At 49.3% G+C, this 20,248-nt stretch carries 16 protein-coding genes; 12 read left to right on the top strand and 4 right to left on the bottom strand.

The window, feature by feature from the left end:
• Positions 1-69: 69 nt before the first annotated feature.
• From fusA to CBP31_RS05460, 5 genes are all read left to right on the top strand, one after another.
• Entirely contained in the window at positions 70-2,172 is a 2,103-nt protein-coding gene (fusA, locus tag CBP31_RS05480) for an elongation factor G (protein ID WP_087035260.1), read from the top strand.
• A 63-nt stretch (positions 2,173-2,235) separates the two neighbouring features.
• Positions 2,236-3,420, top strand: coding sequence for an elongation factor Tu (gene tuf / locus CBP31_RS05475; protein WP_087035258.1), 1,185 nt, complete (start codon positions 2,236-2,238; stop codon positions 3,418-3,420).
• A gap of 156 nt (positions 3,421-3,576) precedes the next feature.
• Positions 3,577-4,011, top strand: coding sequence for a TIGR01244 family sulfur transferase (locus CBP31_RS05470; RefSeq protein WP_087035256.1), 435 nt, complete (start codon positions 3,577-3,579; stop codon positions 4,009-4,011).
• 198 nt (positions 4,012-4,209) lie between these two features.
• Positions 4,210-4,401, top strand: coding sequence for a bacterioferritin-associated ferredoxin (locus CBP31_RS05465; protein WP_087035254.1), 192 nt, complete (start codon positions 4,210-4,212; stop codon positions 4,399-4,401).
• A 490-nt stretch (positions 4,402-4,891) separates the two neighbouring features.
• On the top strand, positions 4,892-5,353 hold the full coding sequence (locus CBP31_RS05460) for a methylglyoxal synthase (protein ID WP_087035253.1): 462 nt from the start codon (positions 4,892-4,894) through the stop codon (positions 5,351-5,353).
• Positions 5,354-5,564: 211 nt separating this feature from the next.
• On the opposite strand, the gene CBP31_RS05455 is transcribed toward CBP31_RS05460, so the two are convergent.
• The gene (locus CBP31_RS05455) at positions 5,565-6,137 is read right to left on the bottom strand and encodes a superinfection exclusion B family protein (protein ID WP_087035251.1); all 573 of its coding nucleotides are present in this window, start codon (positions 6,135-6,137) and stop codon (positions 5,565-5,567) included.
• Positions 6,138-6,442: 305 nt separating this feature from the next.
• On the opposite strand from CBP31_RS05455, the gene CBP31_RS05450 reads away from it, so the two are divergent.
• From CBP31_RS05450 to CBP31_RS05420, 7 genes are all read left to right on the top strand, one after another.
• Positions 6,443-6,874: a GlcG/HbpS family heme-binding protein gene (locus CBP31_RS05450; protein WP_087035249.1), complete on the top strand. Its 432-nt coding sequence runs from the start codon at positions 6,443-6,445 to the stop codon at positions 6,872-6,874.
• Positions 6,875-7,117: 243 nt separating this feature from the next.
• On the top strand, positions 7,118-7,741 hold the full coding sequence (locus tag CBP31_RS05445) for a TetR/AcrR family transcriptional regulator (RefSeq protein WP_087035247.1): 624 nt from the start codon (positions 7,118-7,120) through the stop codon (positions 7,739-7,741).
• Positions 7,742-8,233: 492 nt separating this feature from the next.
• Positions 8,234-9,679, top strand: coding sequence for a xanthine dehydrogenase small subunit (gene xdhA, locus CBP31_RS05440; protein WP_087035245.1), 1,446 nt, complete (start codon positions 8,234-8,236; stop codon positions 9,677-9,679).
• Positions 9,672-12,074: a xanthine dehydrogenase molybdopterin binding subunit gene (gene xdhB, locus CBP31_RS05435; RefSeq protein ID WP_087035242.1), complete on the top strand. Its 2,403-nt coding sequence runs from the start codon at positions 9,672-9,674 to the stop codon at positions 12,072-12,074. The genes xdhA and xdhB overlap by 8 nt, the downstream gene beginning before the upstream one ends.
• 193 nt (positions 12,075-12,267) lie before the next feature.
• A complete protein-coding gene (xdhC, locus tag CBP31_RS05430) occupies positions 12,268-13,116 on the top strand; it encodes a xanthine dehydrogenase accessory protein XdhC (protein ID WP_087035240.1) in 849 nt (282 codons plus the stop codon).
• Between the two features lie 296 nt (positions 13,117-13,412).
• Positions 13,413-14,714 carry a guanine deaminase gene (guaD, locus tag CBP31_RS05425; RefSeq protein WP_087035238.1) on the top strand — a complete coding sequence of 434 codons (1,302 nt, stop codon included), beginning with the start codon at positions 13,413-13,415 and terminating at the stop codon, positions 14,712-14,714.
• 198 nt (positions 14,715-14,912) lie between these two features.
• Positions 14,913-15,656 (top strand): GntR family transcriptional regulator, encoded by a 744-nt coding sequence (locus tag CBP31_RS05420; protein WP_087035236.1) that lies wholly within the window; start codon positions 14,913-14,915, stop codon positions 15,654-15,656.
• Positions 15,657-15,745: 89 nt separating this feature from the next.
• On the opposite strand, the gene CBP31_RS05415 is transcribed toward CBP31_RS05420, so the two are convergent.
• The 3 genes from CBP31_RS05415 to CBP31_RS05405 all read right to left on the bottom strand — a co-directional run bounded on the left by CBP31_RS05415 (position 15,746) and on the right by CBP31_RS05405 (position 20,174).
• On the bottom strand, positions 15,746-16,237 hold the full coding sequence (locus CBP31_RS05415) for a universal stress protein (RefSeq protein ID WP_087038635.1): 492 nt from the start codon (positions 16,235-16,237) through the stop codon (positions 15,746-15,748).
• 118 nt (positions 16,238-16,355) lie between these two features.
• Positions 16,356-18,242 carry a SulP family inorganic anion transporter gene (locus CBP31_RS05410; RefSeq protein ID WP_087035234.1) on the bottom strand — a complete coding sequence of 629 codons (1,887 nt, stop codon included), beginning with the start codon at positions 18,240-18,242 and terminating at the stop codon, positions 16,356-16,358.
• Between the two features lie 573 nt (positions 18,243-18,815).
• On the bottom strand, positions 18,816-20,174 hold the full coding sequence (locus CBP31_RS05405; protein ID WP_087035231.1) for an NCS2 family permease: 1,359 nt from the start codon (positions 20,172-20,174) through the stop codon (positions 18,816-18,818).
• Positions 20,175-20,248: the final 74 nt, after the last annotated feature.

Raw genomic sequence — 20,248 nt, 5'->3', positions numbered from 1 at the left:
GGTGCGCTGTTTGGCGCACCCCTTTTAATTACTTACTAAGGGCATTGACCTTAGAAAGAGGATCTTATTGTGGCTCGTACAACTCCAATTGAGCACTATCGCAACATCGGCATTAGCGCTCACATTGACGCCGGCAAAACCACCACCACAGAGCGGGTGCTGTTTTATACTGGTGTAAATCATAAAATTGGTGAGACTCACGAAGGTTCCGCTACCATGGACTGGATGGAGCAGGAACAAGAGCGTGGTATTACTATCACCTCTGCTGCTACCACCTGTTTTTGGGATGGCATGGCTCACCAATATCCACGGCATCGCATCAACATCATAGATACGCCAGGGCACGTTGACTTCACCATTGAAGTTGAACGTTCCATGCGCATACTCGATGGTGCTGTTATGGTGTACTGTGCGGTAGGTGGCGTTCAGCCGCAGTCTGAAACCGTATGGCGTCAGGCGAATAAATATAAAGTTCCGCGTATCGCGTTCGTTAATAAAATGGACCGTACCGGTGCTGACTTCTTACGTGTAGTTGACCAGATCAAGACTCGTCTTCGCGGCGAAGCTGTTCCGTTACAATTACCGATCGGCGCCGAAGAAAACTTCAAAGGCGTGATCGACCTAGTGACAATGCAAGCCATTGACTGGGACGAAGAAAACAATGGCACGACTTTTGTGACTCATGCAATTCCCGCTGAGATGCAAGAGTTAGCCGAAAAATGGCGTCAGAACATGGTGGAAGCTGCTGCTGAAGCCAACGATGAACTGATGGACAAATACTTGGAAGGCGAAGAACTGAGTGAAGCCGAAATTAAGGCCGCTTTGCGTCAACGCGTGTTAAATAGCGAAATCATTCTCGTGACCTGTGGTACTGCCTTTAAAAACAAAGGTGTCCAGGCCATGTTAGATGCAGTTATCGACTATTTACCTTCTCCAGTAGAAGTTCATGCCATTACTGGTCTTAAAGTCGACGGTGAGACGCCAGATTCGCGTCCCGCTGACGATAAAGCCCCTTTTTCCGCCTTGGCGTTTAAAGTGGCAACCGACCCGTTTGTGGGTAACCTGACTTTTTTCCGCGTGTATTCTGGCATTATAAATACCGGTGATGCCGTGTTGAACTCAGTCAAGGGGAAACGTGAACGCCTGGGTCGTATCGTGCAGATGCACGCCAACAAGCGCGAAGAAATTAAATCCGTTTGTGCAGGCGACATCGCCGCGGCTATCGGTCTCAAAGACGTGACCACAGGGGATACCCTGTGTGATCCCAGTGCGCCTATTATTTTAGAGCGCATGGATTTCCCTGAGCCGGTTATTTCTGTGGCTGTAGAGCCCAGAACTCAAGCCGACCAAGAAAAAATGGGCATGGCTTTGACGCGTTTAGCGCAGGAAGATCCGTCTTTCCGTGTTAACACCGATGAAGAGTCTGGTCAGACAATTATCGCCGGTATGGGTGAACTGCACCTTGATATCCTTGTCGAACGCATGAAGCGAGAGTTTGGTGTGGAAGCTAACGTGGGTAAACCCATGGTGGCCTACCGCGAAACCATCCGCACTAGCGTGGAGCAAGAAGGTAAGTTTATCCGCCAATCAGGGGGTCGTGGTCAATTTGGTCATGTATGGCTTAAAATTGAACCGCGCGAACCCGGTGCGGGTTATCTGTTTGAGAATGCAATCATCGGTGGCACTGTTCCTAAAGAATATTGCCCAGCGGTAGATAAAGGTATTCAAGAACAGATGAAACAGGGCGTGTTGGCCGGATATCCGATTGAAGATATCAAGGTCACATTATACGATGGCTCTTATCACGATGTTGACTCTTCAGAAATGGCCTTTAAAATCGCAGGTTCTATGGCGTTTAAAGAAGGCTTCATGAATTGCGACCCCGTGTTGCTTGAACCTGTGATGAAGGTTGAAGTTGAGACGCCAGAAGAGTATATGGGTGATGTAATCGGTGACGTAAACCGTCGTCGTGGTATCATCGAAGGCATGGAAGATGGCCCGTCAGGCAAAGTTATCAACGCCGTGATCCCGCTGTCGGAAATGTTTGGCTACGCTACAGATCTGCGTTCACAGTCGCAAGGTCGTGCTTCTTACTCCATGGAGTTTGAGAAGTACGGCGAAGTACCTGCAAGCATGGCTGAAGCGTTGGTTGCTGCTCGTAAAGGTTATTAATCTTTTTGTTTTAATTACCCGCTTACAAAAGTGAAGTGGGAACAAATTAGGAAGGACTAGTCCGTGTCTAAAGAAAAATTCGAACGCGTAAAAACACACGTAAACGTTGGTACTATCGGCCACGTTGACCACGGTAAAACAACTTTGACTGCTGCTATTACTACTGTATTAGCAAAGAAAATGGGCGGCACCGCACGCGGCTACGCTCAGATCGATAACGCTCCTGAAGAAAAAGCACGTGGTATCACCATCGCCGCTTCTCACGTTGAGTACGATACTGAAGCACGTCACTACGCACACGTAGACTGCCCAGGTCACGCTGACTATGTTAAAAACATGATCACCGGTGCTGCTCAAATGGATGGCGCTATCCTGGTTGTTGCTGCAACTGATGGCCCTATGCCACAGACTCGTGAGCACATCCTGTTGGCCCGTCAGGTTGGCGTTCCTTACATCATCGTGTTCATGAACAAGTGTGACATGGTTGATGACGAAGAGTTGCTGGAACTGGTTGAGATGGAAATCCGTGAGTTGTTGTCTGAGTACGACTTCCCAGGTGATGACACTCCAGTAATCCAAGGTTCTGCACTGAAAGGTCTGGAAGGTGACGCTGAGTGGGAGCCAAAGATTCTTGAACTGGCTGACGCACTTGACTCTTACATCCCTGATCCAGAGCGCGCGGTTGACGGTGCATTCTTGCTGCCAATCGAAGACGTTTTCTCAATCCAAGGCCGTGGTACTGTTGTAACTGGTCGTGTTGAGCGCGGTATCGTTAAAGTTGGTGAAGAAATCGAAATCATCGGCCTGAAAGACACCGTTAAGAGCACCTGTACTGGTGTTGAAATGTTCCGTAAGTTGCTTGACGAAGGCCGTGCTGGTGAGAACGTTGGTGTTCTGCTGCGTGGTACTAAGCGTGAAGACGTTGAACGTGGTCAGGTTCTTGCTAAGCCAGGTTCAATCAAGCCACACACTACTTTTGAATCAGAAATCTATGTTCTGTCAAAAGAAGAAGGCGGTCGTCACACTCCGTTCTTCAAAGGCTACCGTCCACAGTTCTACTTCCGTACAACTGACGTGACCGGTACTATCGAATTGCCAGAAGGCGTTGAGATGGTTATGCCTGGTGACAACGTACACATGGTTGTTACTCTGATTGCTCCTATCGCGATGGAAGACGGTTTACGTTTTGCTATCCGTGAAGGTGGTCGTACTGTTGGTGCTGGTGTTGTAGCGAAAATCGTTGCTTAATTAGCGCTTAAAAGTATATAAAAAGGAGGCTTAGGCCTCCTTTTTTTATGCCTGTACTGGCGTTACGCCAAACCATTATCTAGGGTAGTGGTTTAGCGTAACGCTTGAGTGTTGAAACGGCGTTCACGCGGTCTCATTTTTTTGTTGAGGTGCTTGATGGACATTAAATCCGTAACCGATTCGCTGTCAGTGACAGACCAAGTCACGAGCGATGACTTATTAACACTTAAAAACGCCGGCTACGGCACTATTATCTGCAATCGACCGGATGGTGAGGCCCCAGAGCAACCCGCCGCTGAGAGCTTGGCTGAGCGCGCCAAAGAGCTGGGTTTACATTGGCATTGGCTGCCAATTAAGCCCGGTGAGTTTAGTGAGCAAGAGATAGCGCAATTTGCCGAGCTATTACAGCAAGCTGAGCGCAATAAAGAGCCGGTGTTGGCGTTTTGCCGCACCGGTACCCGCTCCATTACCTTGTGGGCATTATCACAGGCCGCAAGTGTGCCCAGCGCACAACTGGTGCAACAAGCCAGTGCCGCCGGCTACGACCTCTCGGGCCTAGCGCCTCGTCTTGAAAGCGCTTATCGCAGCTAGCTTGCCTTAACGGATTACATACCCACACCTTAGATAAAAAAGGCTTATAGCCGCCGCTATAAGCCTTAAGTGTGCGTTAGGACGGCTTGATCTGCTCCCGTATAAAAAGTGTGAAGTGAGTTAAAATTTAAGCACTAATGACTTGCATTGATAACTAATATCATTTAGATTCCCTTCATTGATGCGGAGGATCTCACTATGTATGTGTGTTTATGCAAGGGCATTACCGATAGTCAGCTGCGTGACGCAATTGCGAACGGCGGCAATGAATTTAAACAGTTAAAGCAACAGCTAGCTGTGGGTTCCCAGTGTGGTAAATGTGTGCCGGTCGCCATGGCAATCTTGGCAGAAGAAAATGCCAAAACCTGCCTGTACTACGAAGTCGCTTAAACAGCACAAGGTGATTCCTCACCGCTATTGATATTTCTCGCATCAAGCACACTCAGCCCCGTTTCGGGGCTTTGTTGTTTACGCCTTACCAGCCGTGCCAAATTTTACATGGTGCTCGGATGTAGGCACTGCTTTAGCTGGGCAATGTTGCAACGCAACATCCCAACTCCTAGCCCTTCTCGTGACCGAGCACTTTTTAAATCTACACCAAGCCGTCGTATTGGGATGAATCTGTGCGGTTGGTGAAGGTATACATTGGTGTATCGGGGTGAAATACAAGACAGACATCGCAAAGCAATAGCTTTGCTGTATGGGAACCTGCTACGCAGGTTTTAGCGGCTAAAGCACGCTACTACATTCGTGCATCATGCCGACCTTGCTGTTTATTAAACTCCCGCTTGCAGCTTAAAGCTCTCCGAAGGGGCAGGCTTCCCGCTCGACTTTGTTTTCGCTAGTATGGGGTTCGCTTTTTATTAGGACTCAAACACAGATGAAAGAAACCTGTCGTATTCTGCCCGCCCATAAAAATGTGGCCTTAGTGGCTCACGATCATAAGAAAAGCCAATTGCTGGAATGGGTAGGGCGGCGCGCTGAAGCACTTAAGTTGCATCATCTCTATGCCACAGGCACTACCGGCACTATGCTGAGCCGCCAGATTGGCTTGCCGGTGCGTTGTTTGATGTCTGGCCCCATGGGTGGTGACCAACAGCTGGGCGCCTTGATTGCCGAAGGCAAAATCGATGTGTTGATTTTCTTCTGGGATCCGCTGAATGCGGTGCCTCACGACCCCGATGTGAAGGCCTTGCTACGCTTAGCCACGGTATGGAATATCCCCGTGGCCACCAATGTGTCGACCGCCGATATGCTAATGGACAGCATGCAGATGAGCACGGATTTTAGTATTTGCATACCGGACTACGAAGGCTATTTAGCAGAAAGAACCAAGGAATAGTAGCCGTAAGGCGTGAGGTGTAAAGAGTGAAGGGGACGAGATTAGCACCAAGACACTCCCCTTCGTTTACCGCGACTGACTGCTAAAAAATCCGGAAGAATACGAAAGAAAGCCAAAAGACGGCGAAGTGTGTTCTTCCGTTGCAAAAATCATTAACCTCTCATGTTAGTGGTTAATCCCTTCACGCTTCATATCCTACATTTCACGTGCCCTAGTACCTATCTAACTGTTTGTAGGCGTACTTGGGTCTGTCATTCATGATTAAGTTTTTTTGCTCTTCGGTCATGTTCGCCGGATTGAGGCCTAATACCTTAAATGTCAGCAGCGGGCGGGCGGCAATGGCGATCATCAACGGCTTAATGGCATTTAGGCCCGCTTCGCCGGGCTCACCAAAGGCATAGCTGAGGATGCCTTGCTCTAACAAATTTTTGACGGCAGGCTCAGTCACTGGCAATTTAATGACGCTTTTGCGTTGGATCACAAACTCCCGCAAGACGGCTTTTTCATTAGCATCCAAATAATCCAATAACTCTTTTAAGAGCCGCTCTTGCATCACGCGTTGCTTGCGATAAAACACATACTGAAATCCTATGATGGCCCCATGGGACAAAAAGTAGGATCCCGCGCCCACCATGCCTAAGATAAATAGCAGACGATAATCATGCAGCCACAGGCCAAAGGCGCCGGAAAATAGCGTGTTAGGCAGCAAGCTGATTAAGGTACTGCTCAACAGCAACCAGCACATAAAGCGATTAAAAGACGATATTTGTCGTAAATCCCACATATTTTTCTCCGTAAAAGGACGGGCGTCAGCACAGACTTGTGAGCTAAGAACACTGCCGAGCCCCACGGCTTAAAGCAATATATATGCCATTAGCACCATGTTAACGTCTTTTAACCCATAAACAGAGAAAGATCGGTAAGCTTAAGACTGAATAAATATTGGCTAAATAAGCGAGGCGTTAAGTTACCTTAACGTAAAGATCATATAAAAGATCTTAACATTTGGCCTGTTTTATGTTTTATTAGTGCTCAATTAATTTTTATCACTAGATTCGACTATTACAATATCGACAGGGAGTCCGAGAAATGAGCTCAGTAACACTTGAACAAGCGTTGACCATTACCCGTGGTGCTTTACAGCGTGCGTTAGAAATTTCTGCTGCACCAATGACAGTGGCTGTATTAGATAGCGCCGGTTATTTGGTGTCGCTGCAGCGTCAAGAGGGTGCCAGTTTGTTGCGCCCAGACATCGCTAAAGGCAAAGCGTGGGGTGCCGTAGCGTTAGGTCGTAGCTCTCGTGGTTTGGCTGAAGTAGCCGAAGCCCGTCCTGCTTTTGTCGCCGCGGTTAACGTGATGGCTCAAGGTCATATTATTCCAGCAGCGGGTGGCGTATTAATCCGTGATGCACAGAATAATATTATTGGTGCCGTGGGCATCAGTGGCGATACTCCTGATGTAGACGAGCTGTGTGCCGTAGCCGGTGTAGAACTGGCTGAGCTGATTGCTGATTGTAAATAAGATTGCATAAATTAACGGGTATAAGCATAGCGGCAAGGTAGCTTAAATGTGTATAGTCGTAACCAGCTAATCTGAAGTACTAGTAGCAGAGTAATGTTAATTGCAGAATAAGTTTTGCAAAAAATGAATGTTACTCCTACTGAGCGCCCATTTTATAGGGCGCTTTTTTTTGATTAAATTCAGCCCAAACTCGGGTAGGGTTAGCTAAGATACCGACGGAATGATAGGGAGTTCAACGACACTATGTCTCGGATCAGAGCCAAAAACGAAGAAATTATTATACGAGCCGCGAGCCGCGTATTTGCTGAACATGGCTATGCTGCCACCAAAACCGCCGTGATTGCCGAGTTGGCTCAATTACCTAAGCCGAATATTTATTATTACTTTGGCAGTAAAGAGAAGCTCTATCGCGCCGTGCTAGAAAGTGTGGTCGAGCCGTTGTTAGCCGCGTCAGCCCCTTTTATCGAATATCAGGATCCGGTGGTCGCACTCACGGCCTATATTAAATCTAAGCTCATGATCTCCAAACACTACCCCTACGCCTCTAAAGTGTTCGCCAATGAAATTATGCATGGTGCTCCTCATTTACCCACCGATATTGTCGAGCAACTCGCCGAGCAAACTCGCACCTTGACCACCAAACTTAATGACTGGATAGCACAAGACTTAATGGCGCCGATTGATGCTCATCATTTGTTATTTGCGATTTGGGCCTCCACCCAAACCTATGCGGACTTTAATTGGCAGATCACCACGGCGCTGGGTAAAGAAGAATTAGACGACCAAGATTTCGATCGCGCAGCCGAGCTTATCACCCGCATGGTGATTGGCGGTTGTGCCGTTAAATCTTTACCTGCGGAGCACTAACGCTTCACCCGTCAGTTAAGGTGCTTTATACCAGCTACCTTAACTGACGGGTTTAAACCGCGTTGATCGCCGCCTTACTGTTCTGGTGCTTTTACTCTTCTCTACGATACTGATTACCACTTCTCCTCTTCCTTGCTTGCTCATTTTTTTACTCGCCGTTGCCTTGTGCTGCCACGCTCTTTTCTGTTGCCAACAGACGCTGCCTTACGCCTACAGCAACGGCGTGATCACTCAAGCGTCACTGTCGCAAGCTACAATAAAATAGTGTTACTAGTGAGGTGAAAATCACAAAAAGTATACAATGCTGATTTTAAGTTAAGGCGCTGATTCAAAAGAGTTAATATGATTTGGCAGCCTAGTTGATCACGATAAGGTTAATAATAAGTAAATATTTTATTGACTATATGGTCAACTTTCACTTTAATTACACGTGAAGATATTATTGCTTTGCAGTCTTGCAAGGTGTGCAGTGTATAGCTGAAGGAGGTTAGCTTGATTAAGTTCCTACTTAACCAAGAGTTGCGAGAGGAAAGTGACCTGTCGCCAAATATGACGGTGCTTAACTACTTGCGCACTCGCGTAGGTAAAACCGGCACCAAGGAAGGGTGTGGCTCGGGCGACTGTGGTGCCTGCACCGTAGTGTTGGGAGAGCGTGTGGATGAGCATATTCGCTACCAGACCGTTAACTCCTGCCTGACCTTCGTCTCTACACTGCACGGCAAGCAATTGCTCACCGTCGAAGACTTAAAAGCCAAAGACGGTAGCTTGCATCCGGTACAGCAAGCCATGGTGGATTTTCATGGCTCGCAATGCGGTTTCTGTACACCAGGCTTTATTATGTCGATGTTTGCGTTAAGCAAAAATAAGCCCGCCGCCAAGCAGCCCGACATCTTTGAAGCACTGGCCGGTAACCTGTGTCGTTGCACTGGCTATCGCCCGATAGTGGATGCGGCCAAGACCATTGCCGAGCAACCACAGCTTGTTGATCAGTTCTCGCGCTATGAAACCGACATCTTAGCCAAGCTGGATAAAATCGAAACCGACACCCTAGTTACCCTTAACGGAAACGACAAGGTGTGCTACTCGCCGGTGTCCAGCGATGAATTGGCGAGATTGTTAGTCGAGCATCCCGATGCCCAGTTATTGGCCGGCGGCACCGACTTAGCCTTACAAGTGACGCAGTTTTATCGCGAGCTACCGAAGATGATTTATGTGGGCAACGTGCGCGATATGAAGCAGCTCACCGAAGATGATGCACAGCTGGTGATCGGTGCTGCACGCAGCTTAAGTGACAGCTTTGAGGCCTTGAATCGGGTATTCCCCGATATGGGCGAGCTGCTGCATCGTTTTGCCTCTTTGCAAATACGTAACCAAGGCACCCTTGGCGGCAATGTGGCCAATGCTTCCCCTATTGGCGACGCACCGCCGGTGTTGATGGCCTTAAATGCTCGCTTAGTACTGCGCAAAGGTGAGGTACGCCGCGAGCTACCCATTGGCGACTACTTTTTGGATTACAAGAAAACGGCCCAGCAAACCAGCGAATTTATCGAACAGATTATCGTGCCTAAGCCTCAGCCAGATCAGCACTTCAAGGTGTATAAGCTGTCTAAGCGATTAGACGATGATATTTCTGCGGTCTGTGGTGCCTTTAACTTAACCATTACCGATGGGCTGATCACTGACGCGCGCATTGCCTTTGGCGGCATGGCAGCCGTGCCTAAGCGCGCAGCGGCCTGTGAGCAAGCCTTGCTCAATCAGCCGTGGAACCATGCCACCGTTAAAGCAGCCATGAAAGCATTAACCGGCGATTTTGAGCCGCTGTCTGACTTTAGAGCCAGCAAAGAATATCGCAGCAAAACCGCCACTAACCTGCTCTATAAGTATTTTCTAGAGCAACAAAGTCTGCAACTGGAAACTAGGGTGACGTCTTATGTCTAATCAACCGCAATTAACTCTGACCATGGATGAAATGATGGCGCAGGTTAAACAAAACCTGCAGACTGGCGTTGGCAAAAGCGTACCCCATGACAGTGCCGCCATGCAGGTGGCGGGGGATGCGCAATACATAGATGACCGCTTGGAGTTTCCTAACCAGTTGCACTTGTATGCCCGTATGTCGGATCGCGCCCACGCGCGCATCACCAAGCTTGATGTCAGCCCTTGCTATGAGGTTGAGGGCGTTACCTTGGTGATCACCGCCCAAGATGTGCCAGGCAAGTTGGACATAGGTGCTATTTTGCCCGGCGATCCGCTGTTGGCAGATGGCATTGTCGAGTTTGTGGGCCAACCCATCTTGGCGGTTGCTGCTAAAGATTTAGAAACGGCGCGCAAGGCGGCCATGTTAGCCGTGATTGAATATGAAGATTTACATCCCGTGCTGTGTGTAGAAGAAGCCTTAGCCAACAAGCACTTTGTTACCGAAAGCCATAAGCAGCAAAGAGGTGACTCGGCGGCAGGTTTAGCCAAGGCGAAGCATGTGATTGAAGGCAGCATTCATATTGGCGGCCAAGAGCACTTTTATCTTGAGACCCAAATTAGTTCTGTGGTGCCCACAGAAGATGGCGGCATGATGGTGTTTACCTCCAGCCAGCACCCCACTGAGATTCAAAAATTAGTAGCCAGCGTGCTGGGCGTGCCCATGCATAAAGTAGTGGTCGATATGCGGCGCATGGGCGGCGGCTTTGGTGGTAAAGAAACCCAAGCTGCGGGTCCTGCCTGTATGGCGGCAGTGGTAGCCCACCTGACCGGTCGTCCTACTAAGATCCGCTTGCCGCGCATGGAAGACATGAACATGACCGGTAAACGGCACCCGTTTTATAATACCTATAAAATTGGTTTCGATGACACGGGTCGCATTCAAGCCACCGACATTATGGTGGCCGGTAACTGCGGGTATTCCCCAGACTTGTCGTCCTCCATTGTGGACCGCGCCATGTTCCACTCGGACAACGCCTATTACTTGGGTGATGCCACCGTGGTCGGCCATAGATGCAAAACCAACACCGCTTCTAATACCGCGTATCGAGGTTTTGGTGGCCCGCAAGGCATGATGACCATAGAGCATGCGATGGACGAAATTGCCTCTTACTTGGGCAAGGATCCGCTGGAGATCCGCAAGCGCAATTTCTATGGTAAAGAGGATCGAAACGTCACTCACTACCATCAGCCGGTAGAGCACAATATTATTCACGAGATGGTGGCGGACCTTGAAGCCTCCAGTGAATACGCCAAGCGTCGCAGCGAAATCAAAGCCTTTAACGCCCAGAGCCCGATTTTGAAAAAGGGCTTGGCGCTGACGCCGGTCAAGTTCGGTATCTCCTTTACTGCTAGTTTCTTAAACCAGGCTGGCGCTCTTGTGCACGTGTACACGGATGGCAGTATTCATCTGAACCACGGCGGCACCGAAATGGGACAAGGGCTGAATATCAAGGTGGCACAAATTGTCGCCGAAGAGTTTCAGGTCGATATTGACAGGATCCAGATCACGGCCACAAACACCGATAAAGTGCCGAACACCTCACCGACAGCGGCTTCTAGCGGCACGGATCTTAACGGTAAGGCGGCGCAAAATGCCGCGCAAACTATTAAGCAGCGCTTGATCGACTGGGCAGCCGGACACTTTCAAGTGACGCCAGAAGAAGTGATCTTCAAGAATAACTTGGTGCAGATCCGTCATCAGATGTTGTCGTTCCCAGAATTTATTCAGTTGGCCTACTTCAACCAGATTTCACTGTCCAGCACCGGTTTCTACCGTACACCGAAGATCTTCTACGATCATGCCTCCGGATCCGGCTCGCCTTTCTATTACTTTGCTTACGGCGCTGCCTGCTCAGAAGTGGTGATCGATACCTTAACCGGTGAGTACAAGATCCTACGAGCGGATATTTTGCATGACGTGGGCGACTCGCTAAACCCAGCCATCGACATTGGTCAGGTGGAAGGCGCCTTCGTGCAAGGTGTGGGCTGGTTAACTACCGAAGAGCTGGTGTGGAACGATAAAGGCAAGCTGATGACCCAAGGGCCGGCGGGTTACAAGATCCCGGCGATCACCGATATGCCGATTGATTTTCGCACTACCTTAGTGGAAAACCGCAAGAATCCAGAAGACACCGTCTTTCACTCTAAGGCCGTGGGTGAGCCGCCCTTTATGCTGGGTATCTCGGTGTGGTGTGCGCTAAAAGATGCGGTGGCCAGTGTGTCCAATTATAAAAAGTATCCACACATGGACTCACCCGCCACACCAGAACGCGTGCTGTGGGCGGTGGAGCAAATGCAGACTTGGCTGGAGCAAAATGAAGCAGTCGCTGCTAGTGAGGAAGTGTTGGCAAAGTAGCAGGTGTGGCTGCTTGAGAGGCAACAGGGCTGCCTCCTCCGACACGCTACAAGTACATCCATGTAAGGCTCACACATGACGTCCTTGTCATGTGATGGTCGGCTGAGGTAATCCCTGTTGCCTCTCAGTGACTATTGAGTCATCTGAGAAGAGCAAGTCAGCATCCGCTGGTGAGAGGTATAGAGGTAACGTCATGTTCAAGGATAACTGGATTCAGATCTTGGCCGAGTTAGAGCGTAAAGGTGAACCTTGCGTGATGGTAACTGTGGTTGAGCATAAAGGCTCAACGCCCAGAGACAGCGGCACCAAAATGCTGGTCACCGAGCACACCTGCTACGCCACCATAGGCGGCGGCCATCTTGAGTACAAAGCGCTCAAATTGGCTCGTGACATGCTGTTAAACGGCGAGCACTTGATGAAGGTGGAGCGCTTTAATTTAGGCGCCAGTCTGGGTCAATGTTGCGGTGGCATGGCCAGCATTATGCTGGAGCCGGTAGTGCGCGCCCGCCATCATTTGGTGTTGTTTGGTGCGGGTCACGTAGCGAAAGCTTTGGTGCATATCTTGGCAACCTTGCCGTTTCGTATTACTTGGATTGATGAGCGCGCGTCTGAGTTTCCTACCGAGCAGCTGAGTGGTGTAACGCAGGTGGTGAGTGACGATCCGGTCGGTGAAATTGCCGACCAGCCCGCAGGCAGTTTCTATCTGGTGATGACTCATAACCATCAGTTAGATTTGGAGCTGTGTGCAAAAATTTTAAAGCGCCAAGATGCCCGTTATTTTGGGGTGATTGGCTCGCAAACTAAGCGCAAGCGCTTTGATTACAAACTCAAAGAGCGCGGCTTTAGTGAGGCGGATTTAACACAGATTATTTGCCCCATCGGCTTGGCCGAAGTGGTCGGTAAGCATCCAGCTGAAATTGCGGTGTCTGTGGCCGGTGAGCTGATCAGCGTTTATCAGCAAGCGCCCAGCGCCAAGCTAAATCAAGGAATTAAAGATATATCTGCCACTGAACCCACGGAAGAGGTTACGTGCGAAAAGTGACGGGGATAAGACTTTTTAATGGTAAGGGCCCGCTTGTTGATGAGCTGATGTTTAGCCCTTACCCATTAAGTTTTATCTTAGTTTTGGCTTTTTCAGATCTGATTACTATTTTTCCGTTGCCAATGCTCTTGAGTTCTTAAAGCCTGAAAGCGAGATCCTGACGTGCGTCAGGAAGACGGCATACACAAAAATACCGCTCTTTATTTAACTTACGGCTTACAGCGTCAGGCTTAAAGCTCTCGAAGGGCTAAGTTAATTTTACAGCGTGGTATTACTGCATTTCTTGGAGAGTTTTTATGACAGCCATCACCGCGTATCGCGCCGCCATTTTGCACAGTTTGGGTGATCCCACGCAAGTGGGGCTAGAAGACAGCTATGCCTATTATGAAGACGGCTTATTAGTGGTCAGCGAGGGCTTAATTGCCGATATCGGGCCTGCTGAGCAGGTGCTGGCGCGCTTACCCGCCGCCACGCCCATTATTGAATTTAAAGATAAGTTGATTAGCGCCGGCTTCATTGACACTCATATTCATTATCCGCAAACGGAAATGATTGCCTCCTACGGCGAGCAGTTATTGGATTGGCTGAATAACTATACCTTTCCTGAAGAAGGTAAGTTTGCCGACCCTGCGCACGCCGCGCGGGTAGCCAGCTTCTTCTTAGATGAATTACTGCGAAACGGCACCACCACCGCCATGGTCTTTGGCACCGTGCATAAGGCATCGGTTGAAGCTTTCTTTACTGAATCAGATAAGCGCAATATGCGCATGATTGCCGGTAAGGTCATGATGGACCGCAATGGGCCTGACTATCTGCTGGATACGCCAGAGTCCGGCTATGCGGACAGTAAAGCGCTGATTGAACGCTGGCATAAGCAAGGCCGCCAGTTGTATGCGGTCACGCCACGCTTTGCCCCCACCAGTACCGAAGCTCAGCTGGCTATGGCCGGGCGCTTGTTAGCCGAATATGACGACGTTTATTTGCAGACTCATTTATCGGAAAACAAACAAGAGATTGAGTGGGTGAAGTCTTTGTTCCCAGAACGTAGCGGTTATCTGGATGTATACGACCATTTTAACCTGCTTGGTGAGCGCTCGGTGTTTGCTCATGCGGTGCATTTAGAGCAAGAAGAATGCGAACGCATGGGTGAGACCGATTCGGTGATCTCGTTTTGCCCCACCTCTAACCTGTTCTTAGGCTCAGGCTTACTGGATTTACCCAAAGTAGAAAGCCACGGTATTCGCGTGGGCTTAGGCACAGATGTGGGCGGCGGCACCAGTTTTTCTATGCTGCGCACTATCGCCGAAGCTTATAAAATTCAGCAGCTACAAGAGCATAAATTACACCCCATTAAAGCCTTGTATCTGGCGACCTTAGGCGGCGCTCGCTCGTTAAGTTTGGACGATAAGATAGGTAACTTAAGCATTGGTAAAGAGGCGGACTTCTTGGTGTTGGACTTACACGCCACACCTTTGATGGATGCACGCATTAACAACAGTCAGCATTTGTTTGAGCGGCTGTTTGTGTTGATGATGCTGGGTGACGATAGGGCGGTCAGTGAGACCTATATCTACGGCAAACGCCAATATCAAAAATAAGTATAAACCTAAGCGAAGTCACATAAAAACGCCCAATACAGGGCGTTTTTTGTCTTCAGTCACACTCTGGGTGTTTGTATCTGTAGAAAAGTACAAAATCCAGTAAGATTGTATACTTAATTACAAAAATTTAACTAACCGGCAAATATTCGGATCGGCTTTGTAGCCATCAGGCCGGTCTAACTGGAAATCTAGATTATGAGTTCACTCAGTCAACTGGAGCCCAGACACGTCAAGTCGAGCTCAAATACTCAAGACGATGTCGTCTATGAATATATCTTTGATGCCATTCTTGAACAGCGGCTAGCGCCAGGCACCAAGTTAAGCGAAGAAGCACTGGGCGAAATTTTTGGCGTGAGTCGTACTATTATTCGCCGCGCCTTATTGCGCTTATCACATGAGCAAGTAGTGAGCATTCGGCCCAACCGTGGTGCCGTGGTGGCCTCGCCCAGTGTGGATGAAGCTCGACAAATCTTTGCCGCGCGCCGAGTGGTGGAATTAGCGGTCATTGAGCTGGCAGTAAAAAATATTACCCCCCAAAGCTTGGCGCGCATTCGTGCCATGGTGCAGGCTGAGCAAGATGCCTTTGACCGTGGCGATATCGGCAGCGGTATTCGCCTCTCGGGTGAGTTTCACTTGGAGTTAGCCAACATCGCTAACAATATGCCTCTACTGAATTTTCAACGCAGCGTAGTGTCGCAAACCTCGTTGATTATTGCTCAGTACGAAGTGGGGCATCAGGCGCAGTGTTCCTGTAATGAACACGAAGCTTTGTTGCTAGCCATAGAGTCTGGGGATCCGGCCCGCGCCATGGCCATGATGAAAAAGCATCTGGATCATATTGAGGATAAGTTGAACCTCGACAATGAGTCGGCTTCTACCGACTTGCACGTGGTATTTTCCGACGTAGTCAAAAAGCAGCCGCCTACGCGTCGCGACTAAGATTATTTACTTCAAGCATATGCAATATTTACCAATAAAAAGCGGAGCCAATTAGGCTCCGCTTTTTGCGCATTGCTCAAAATAAGTCGCTATTCCTTCGGCTGAGGCACAATAAGCGTGGGAATGCGTGAGTCGCGTAATACTTCTCTGGCCACACTGCCGAGCAAAGCTTGCAGCCAGCCTTTCTCATGGCCGCCCATCACTATCATATCGCAGTTTAGGGTCTCTGCGCGCTCGAGTATGGTTTGCGTAGGATGGCCTTCTATGAGGTCACAGCTCACTACCTTTTGTGCCAAACCTTGATCTTCTACGGGCAAACTAGCCCAAAAATCTGTTAAGCGCTGTTGTAGTTCCGCTTGGGCTTGGCTGAGGCGTTGCTGCAAAAACTCCTCGCTGCCACTTTGGTTATAGATATACGACTGCAAGGTTAAGCGCTCATCACTGGGTAGCTGCTCAATCACACTTAAAATATGAATGTTGGCGCCGGTTTGCTGGGCGAGATACACCGCATAACGAAAGGCAAATGCCGCGTTCTTTGAGAGATCGGTACAATACAAAATTTTATTAATTTTCGGCAACATAGACACATCCTTAATGAAGATACCAAAAACAACGCCGAGCGAATCGGTTTGATTCACTATATCAAAAGTCATCGCGCGCGAAACCATTAGATGCGCGCGCAGAGCGGTTATGGGTGCGTTAAGTGGGTTTAGCCGGTGCGGTAACTATGATATTCGTGGTAGGGGGGATATCCGTGGTAGAGGGCGTCTGTGCAAGTACCTCAACCTTCACGGCTTCTGCTCTGCTAATAGTGGATGCATCAGGATCTTTTTCGCCAGGAGGGGCTATATGGCATTCTTGGAATATTTTAGCGGTACAGGTTTGGCAAACCCTGGCGTCTAATTGTTGGTAGATACGATGTATGGCTTGGCCTTTATTTGTAAAAATATGGTCACGGCCCAGCTGCTTAAGAATGTCATTGCGATTAAGAATACGCAGTACGCCGCTTTTTACATTACTCAGATAGAGATCTCCACCCTCGGCGCGCCTGCGCTTGGCTTCTTGCAGCAGCATTTCGGCCCCCACCATATCGACAAAGTTCATCCCGTTGCCCACGATCAATATCCGCGGTTCGCGCACACTTTGCAGATACTCCTGCACATGGTTGACGGCACCAAAAAATAACGAACCTTCAATGCGAATAATGCGCAGCTGCGGGCAATAAGGCAGGCGTTTTTTTTCTGCATTAGTAAACAGCGGATGCTTAGCATTAGGGTCCGGCAAAATTGTGACGATGCGCGGGTGTGAGGTGCGCTTAAGATAAAAGACTAACGACAAGATTACGCCCGCATAAATGGCAAACTCCAGTGCCACTAATAAAGTGGCGGCAAAGGTCACGATCAGAACAGTAGCCTCTGACTTGGCGGCGCGCATAATCATTTTTATATGATGAAAGTCGATCAGATTCCAGGCCACCATTAGCAACAATCCGGCCATGGCGGGGATCGGTAACCAAGCGGTAATGCCAGAGAATAACTGCACTATGACTAATAGAAATAACGAGGCAAAAATAGCGGCCATCGGCGTACGGGCGCCGGAAGTAAAGTTAACGCCGGTGCGGGTAAAAGAGCCGGAAGAAGCATAGCTAGAGAAGAAAGCGCCCACTACGTTTGATAGGCCTTGGCCAATAAACTCTTGATTATCATCGAGGCGCTGATGGGAGCGACTGGCTATGGCTCGCGCAATGGAAGAAGCTTCAACTAAGCCGAGTATGCTAATGGCCAGCGCTCCAGACGAGAGGGCACTGATATTACTAAAACTTAGGTCGGGGATGCTTAACGGCGGCAAACTGGCGGGTATGGCACCCACCATGACAATGTGCTCTTGGCGAGGGTCGAGTAAAAACGCCAAGCCACTGGCGAGCGCCAGCCCCATCAGCATATTTGGCCAGCGCGGTAATAATTTTTTGATCAGTACACACGCCACTAAGGTCGTTAAGCCAACCGCCAAGCTATAAGGATTAGCATCATTTAAATGGCTCAGTACTTGCCAGCCGTTATCGGTAAAGGTGCCCTTAGTGTGCAGCGATAAGCCCAGCAGGTTTTGCAATTGGCTGACCACGATCACCACTGCCGCACCGGCGGTAAACCCAATCACTACCGAGTGCGATACAAAGTTGACCAAGATGCCTAATCTGGCCGAAGCCAACACCAGCTGAAACACCCCTTTCATCAGCGTTAAGGTGAGCGCAAGCGCAATAAACTCCGCGGTGCCCGGCGTAGCCAGCGGGCTGACCGAGGTAAACACCACAATCGACATCGCAGCCGTAGGGCCAGAAATTAAGTGCCAAGACGAGCCAAATAGGGCGGCGATAATGGCCGGCACTATGGCTGCATACAGGCCGTATTCTGGCGGCAAACCGGCAATCAGCGCATAGGCCACCCCTTGCGGCAATACGATAATGGCGTTGGTGAGGCCGGCTTGGGCATCGGCGCGCAAGCTGGCGCCATTAACCATGGGGGTCCACTGCAAGAATGGCAGTAGTCGAGTCCACTTTTTAGTTTTGCCTTGCGCTTGGTTTGACATCTGAAAGTGCGCTCCCTTGGCCATGAATAGCGTCTGCTGAGTCTTAGGCTTGAGTATACATTATTGATTAAGAGTGAGGCGTAAGGAGTCAGGCGTGAGGAGATCTTAAAGAATAAGGATTTTTTCGCCACGGAACCTACGGAAGTAATAAAAATACCTGATTACGTATGAACCTCAGCCAAAATGCACCCTGTTTCGGTTTGTTCTTTGTAGCTGCCAAATTTATTCGGCAGGCCAGCTCTGCTGGCTGTTACTGAGGTTTAGATTTAAACCAAAACACCAAACCGGGCCGAATAAATTGGCCCCTACAAGGTCAAAATACCAAACTGAGCCTCATATTTTTACCCAAGAGGTGGGCATTTCCCTGTAACCTATTGAATTTATTGGTGCTGAATTCACTGAAACATAGCTAAACTTTGTGGGTAATCAGGTAAAAATAAGAGAGCAGAAGATGTTTTTAGTGGTTTAGGTTGGGTGTTATGCCATTCTCCTCACATTTCACTCCTCACTTTCCATAAAAAAAACCACCGCACGGGCGGTGGTTTTAGTAAAGCTTAACTAGACCAAGCTAGCCTACATATATATAAATTTAGCGATGAAAATCGCACTTAATACATAGACACCAATCGAGACTTGGCGAGCTTGGCCGGTGGCCAGTTTAAGTACCGCATAGCTGACAAAGCCCATGGCGATGCCGTTGGCAATGGAGAAGGTCAGCGGCATCATCAGTGCAGTAATGGCGGCTGGCGCCATCTCGGTATAATCTTCCCAGTCGATTTTAGCCAAGCTGCTCATCATGGCAAACGCCACGTAAATCAGCGCGCCAGCAGTGGCATAAGGCGGGATCATGCCGGCTAATGGCGCTAAAAACATCGCCAAAATAAACAGTGCCGCAATCGTCACGGCGGTTAAACCGGTACGACCACCCGCGGCCACACCGGCAGCACTTTCCACATAACTGGTGACCGGCGGGCAACCCACGAAGGTACCAATCACCGAAGAGGCACTGTCCGCCTTGAGAGACTTACCTAAGCCTTCAATAGAGCCATCGGGATTGCGCAAGTTAGCGCGCTCTGCCACGCCCATTAAGGTGCCGGCGGTATCAAACATATTGACGAACAAGAAGGCTAAAATCACCGTAATCATACCGACGTTAAGCGCACCCATAATGTCGAGCTTCATAAAGGTCGGCTCTATGCTGGGTGGCATGGCGAAGATACCGTTATATTCCACTATGCCCATCAAGAGGCCAATCAGACTCACGCCCAGCACACCAATTAACACGGCGCCAAATATTTTGCGATAAGCCAAAATTGAGATCACTAAAAAGCACACGGCAGCCAGCCAAGCGCTGGGTTGGGTGAAATCACCCAAAGTCACTAAGGTGGCGGGGCTTGCTACCACTATGCCTGCAGTTTTCAGGCCCACTAAGCCTAAGAATAAACCAACACCGGCGGTCATGGCATAGCGTAATGACTCGGGAATGGCGTCCAGCACCCATTCGCGAATCTTCCAAAAACTCATGGCGGTAAAAATTATGCCAGACCAGAACACGGCACCCAGTGCCACTTCCCAGCTGTAGCCCATTTCACCGACCACGGTAAACGCAAAGAAGGCGTTCAAGCCCATGCCAGGCGCAAGACCCACCGGCCAGTTGGCGTATAAGCCCATAATAAGAGTGGCAAGGGCGGCACCAATACAGGTGGCCACGAACACAGCACCGGGATCCATGCCGGAGGCGGCCATAATATTGGGGTTTACAAAAATAATGTACGCCATGGTGATAAAGGTAGTTAAACCGGCGAGCAGTTCAGTTTTTACCGAAGTACCATGGGCTTTTAATTTGAAGATTTTTTCTAGCAGGCCAGAAGCTGGGGGGGAGGTTTCAGCTGTGGTTACTCGCTGAGTGTTATCGTTGTTGGCGTTTTCCATAACGGGATATCCTCGAATAGTATGGTGGCAAACTGTCAATGCCGAACGAAGTTGCTATTCGGCATTGACAGATG

Origin of the sequence: Oceanisphaera profunda, from assembly GCF_002157895.1 — a bacterium.
In the GTDB taxonomy this organism is placed as follows: domain Bacteria; phylum Pseudomonadota; class Gammaproteobacteria; order Enterobacterales; family Aeromonadaceae; genus Oceanimonas; species Oceanimonas profunda.
The sequence above is the reverse complement of the archived record's forward strand: the minus strand, read 5'-3'. Positions and strand labels throughout refer to the sequence as shown.

Bases quoted from the DNA above. Each gene is read 5' to 3' on its own strand.
- xdhB (WP_087035242.1), top strand. From the start codon at position 9,672: ATGTCTAATCAACCGCAATTAACTCTGACCATGGATGAAATGATGGCG.
- CBP31_RS05450 (WP_087035249.1), top strand. From the start codon at position 6,443: ATGAGCTCAGTAACACTTGAACAAGCGTTGACCATTACCCGTGGTGCT.
- CBP31_RS05410 (WP_087035234.1), bottom strand. From the start codon at position 18,242: ATGTCAAACCAAGCGCAAGGCAAAACTAAAAAGTGGACTCGACTACTG.
- CBP31_RS05460 (WP_087035253.1), top strand. From the start codon at position 4,892: ATGAAAGAAACCTGTCGTATTCTGCCCGCCCATAAAAATGTGGCCTTA.
- CBP31_RS05415 (WP_087038635.1), bottom strand. From the start codon at position 16,237: ATGTTGCCGAAAATTAATAAAATTTTGTATTGTACCGATCTCTCAAAG.
- CBP31_RS05420 (WP_087035236.1), top strand. From the start codon at position 14,913: ATGAGTTCACTCAGTCAACTGGAGCCCAGACACGTCAAGTCGAGCTCA.
- CBP31_RS05405 (WP_087035231.1), bottom strand. From the start codon at position 20,174: ATGGAAAACGCCAACAACGATAACACTCAGCGAGTAACCACAGCTGAA.
- xdhC (WP_087035240.1), top strand. From the start codon at position 12,268: ATGTTCAAGGATAACTGGATTCAGATCTTGGCCGAGTTAGAGCGTAAA.
- CBP31_RS05445 (WP_087035247.1), top strand. From the start codon at position 7,118: ATGTCTCGGATCAGAGCCAAAAACGAAGAAATTATTATACGAGCCGCG.
- CBP31_RS05470 (WP_087035256.1), top strand. From the start codon at position 3,577: ATGGACATTAAATCCGTAACCGATTCGCTGTCAGTGACAGACCAAGTC.
- guaD (WP_087035238.1), top strand. From the start codon at position 13,413: ATGACAGCCATCACCGCGTATCGCGCCGCCATTTTGCACAGTTTGGGT.
- CBP31_RS05455 (WP_087035251.1), bottom strand. From the start codon at position 6,137: ATGTGGGATTTACGACAAATATCGTCTTTTAATCGCTTTATGTGCTGG.
- CBP31_RS05465 (WP_087035254.1), top strand. From the start codon at position 4,210: ATGTATGTGTGTTTATGCAAGGGCATTACCGATAGTCAGCTGCGTGAC.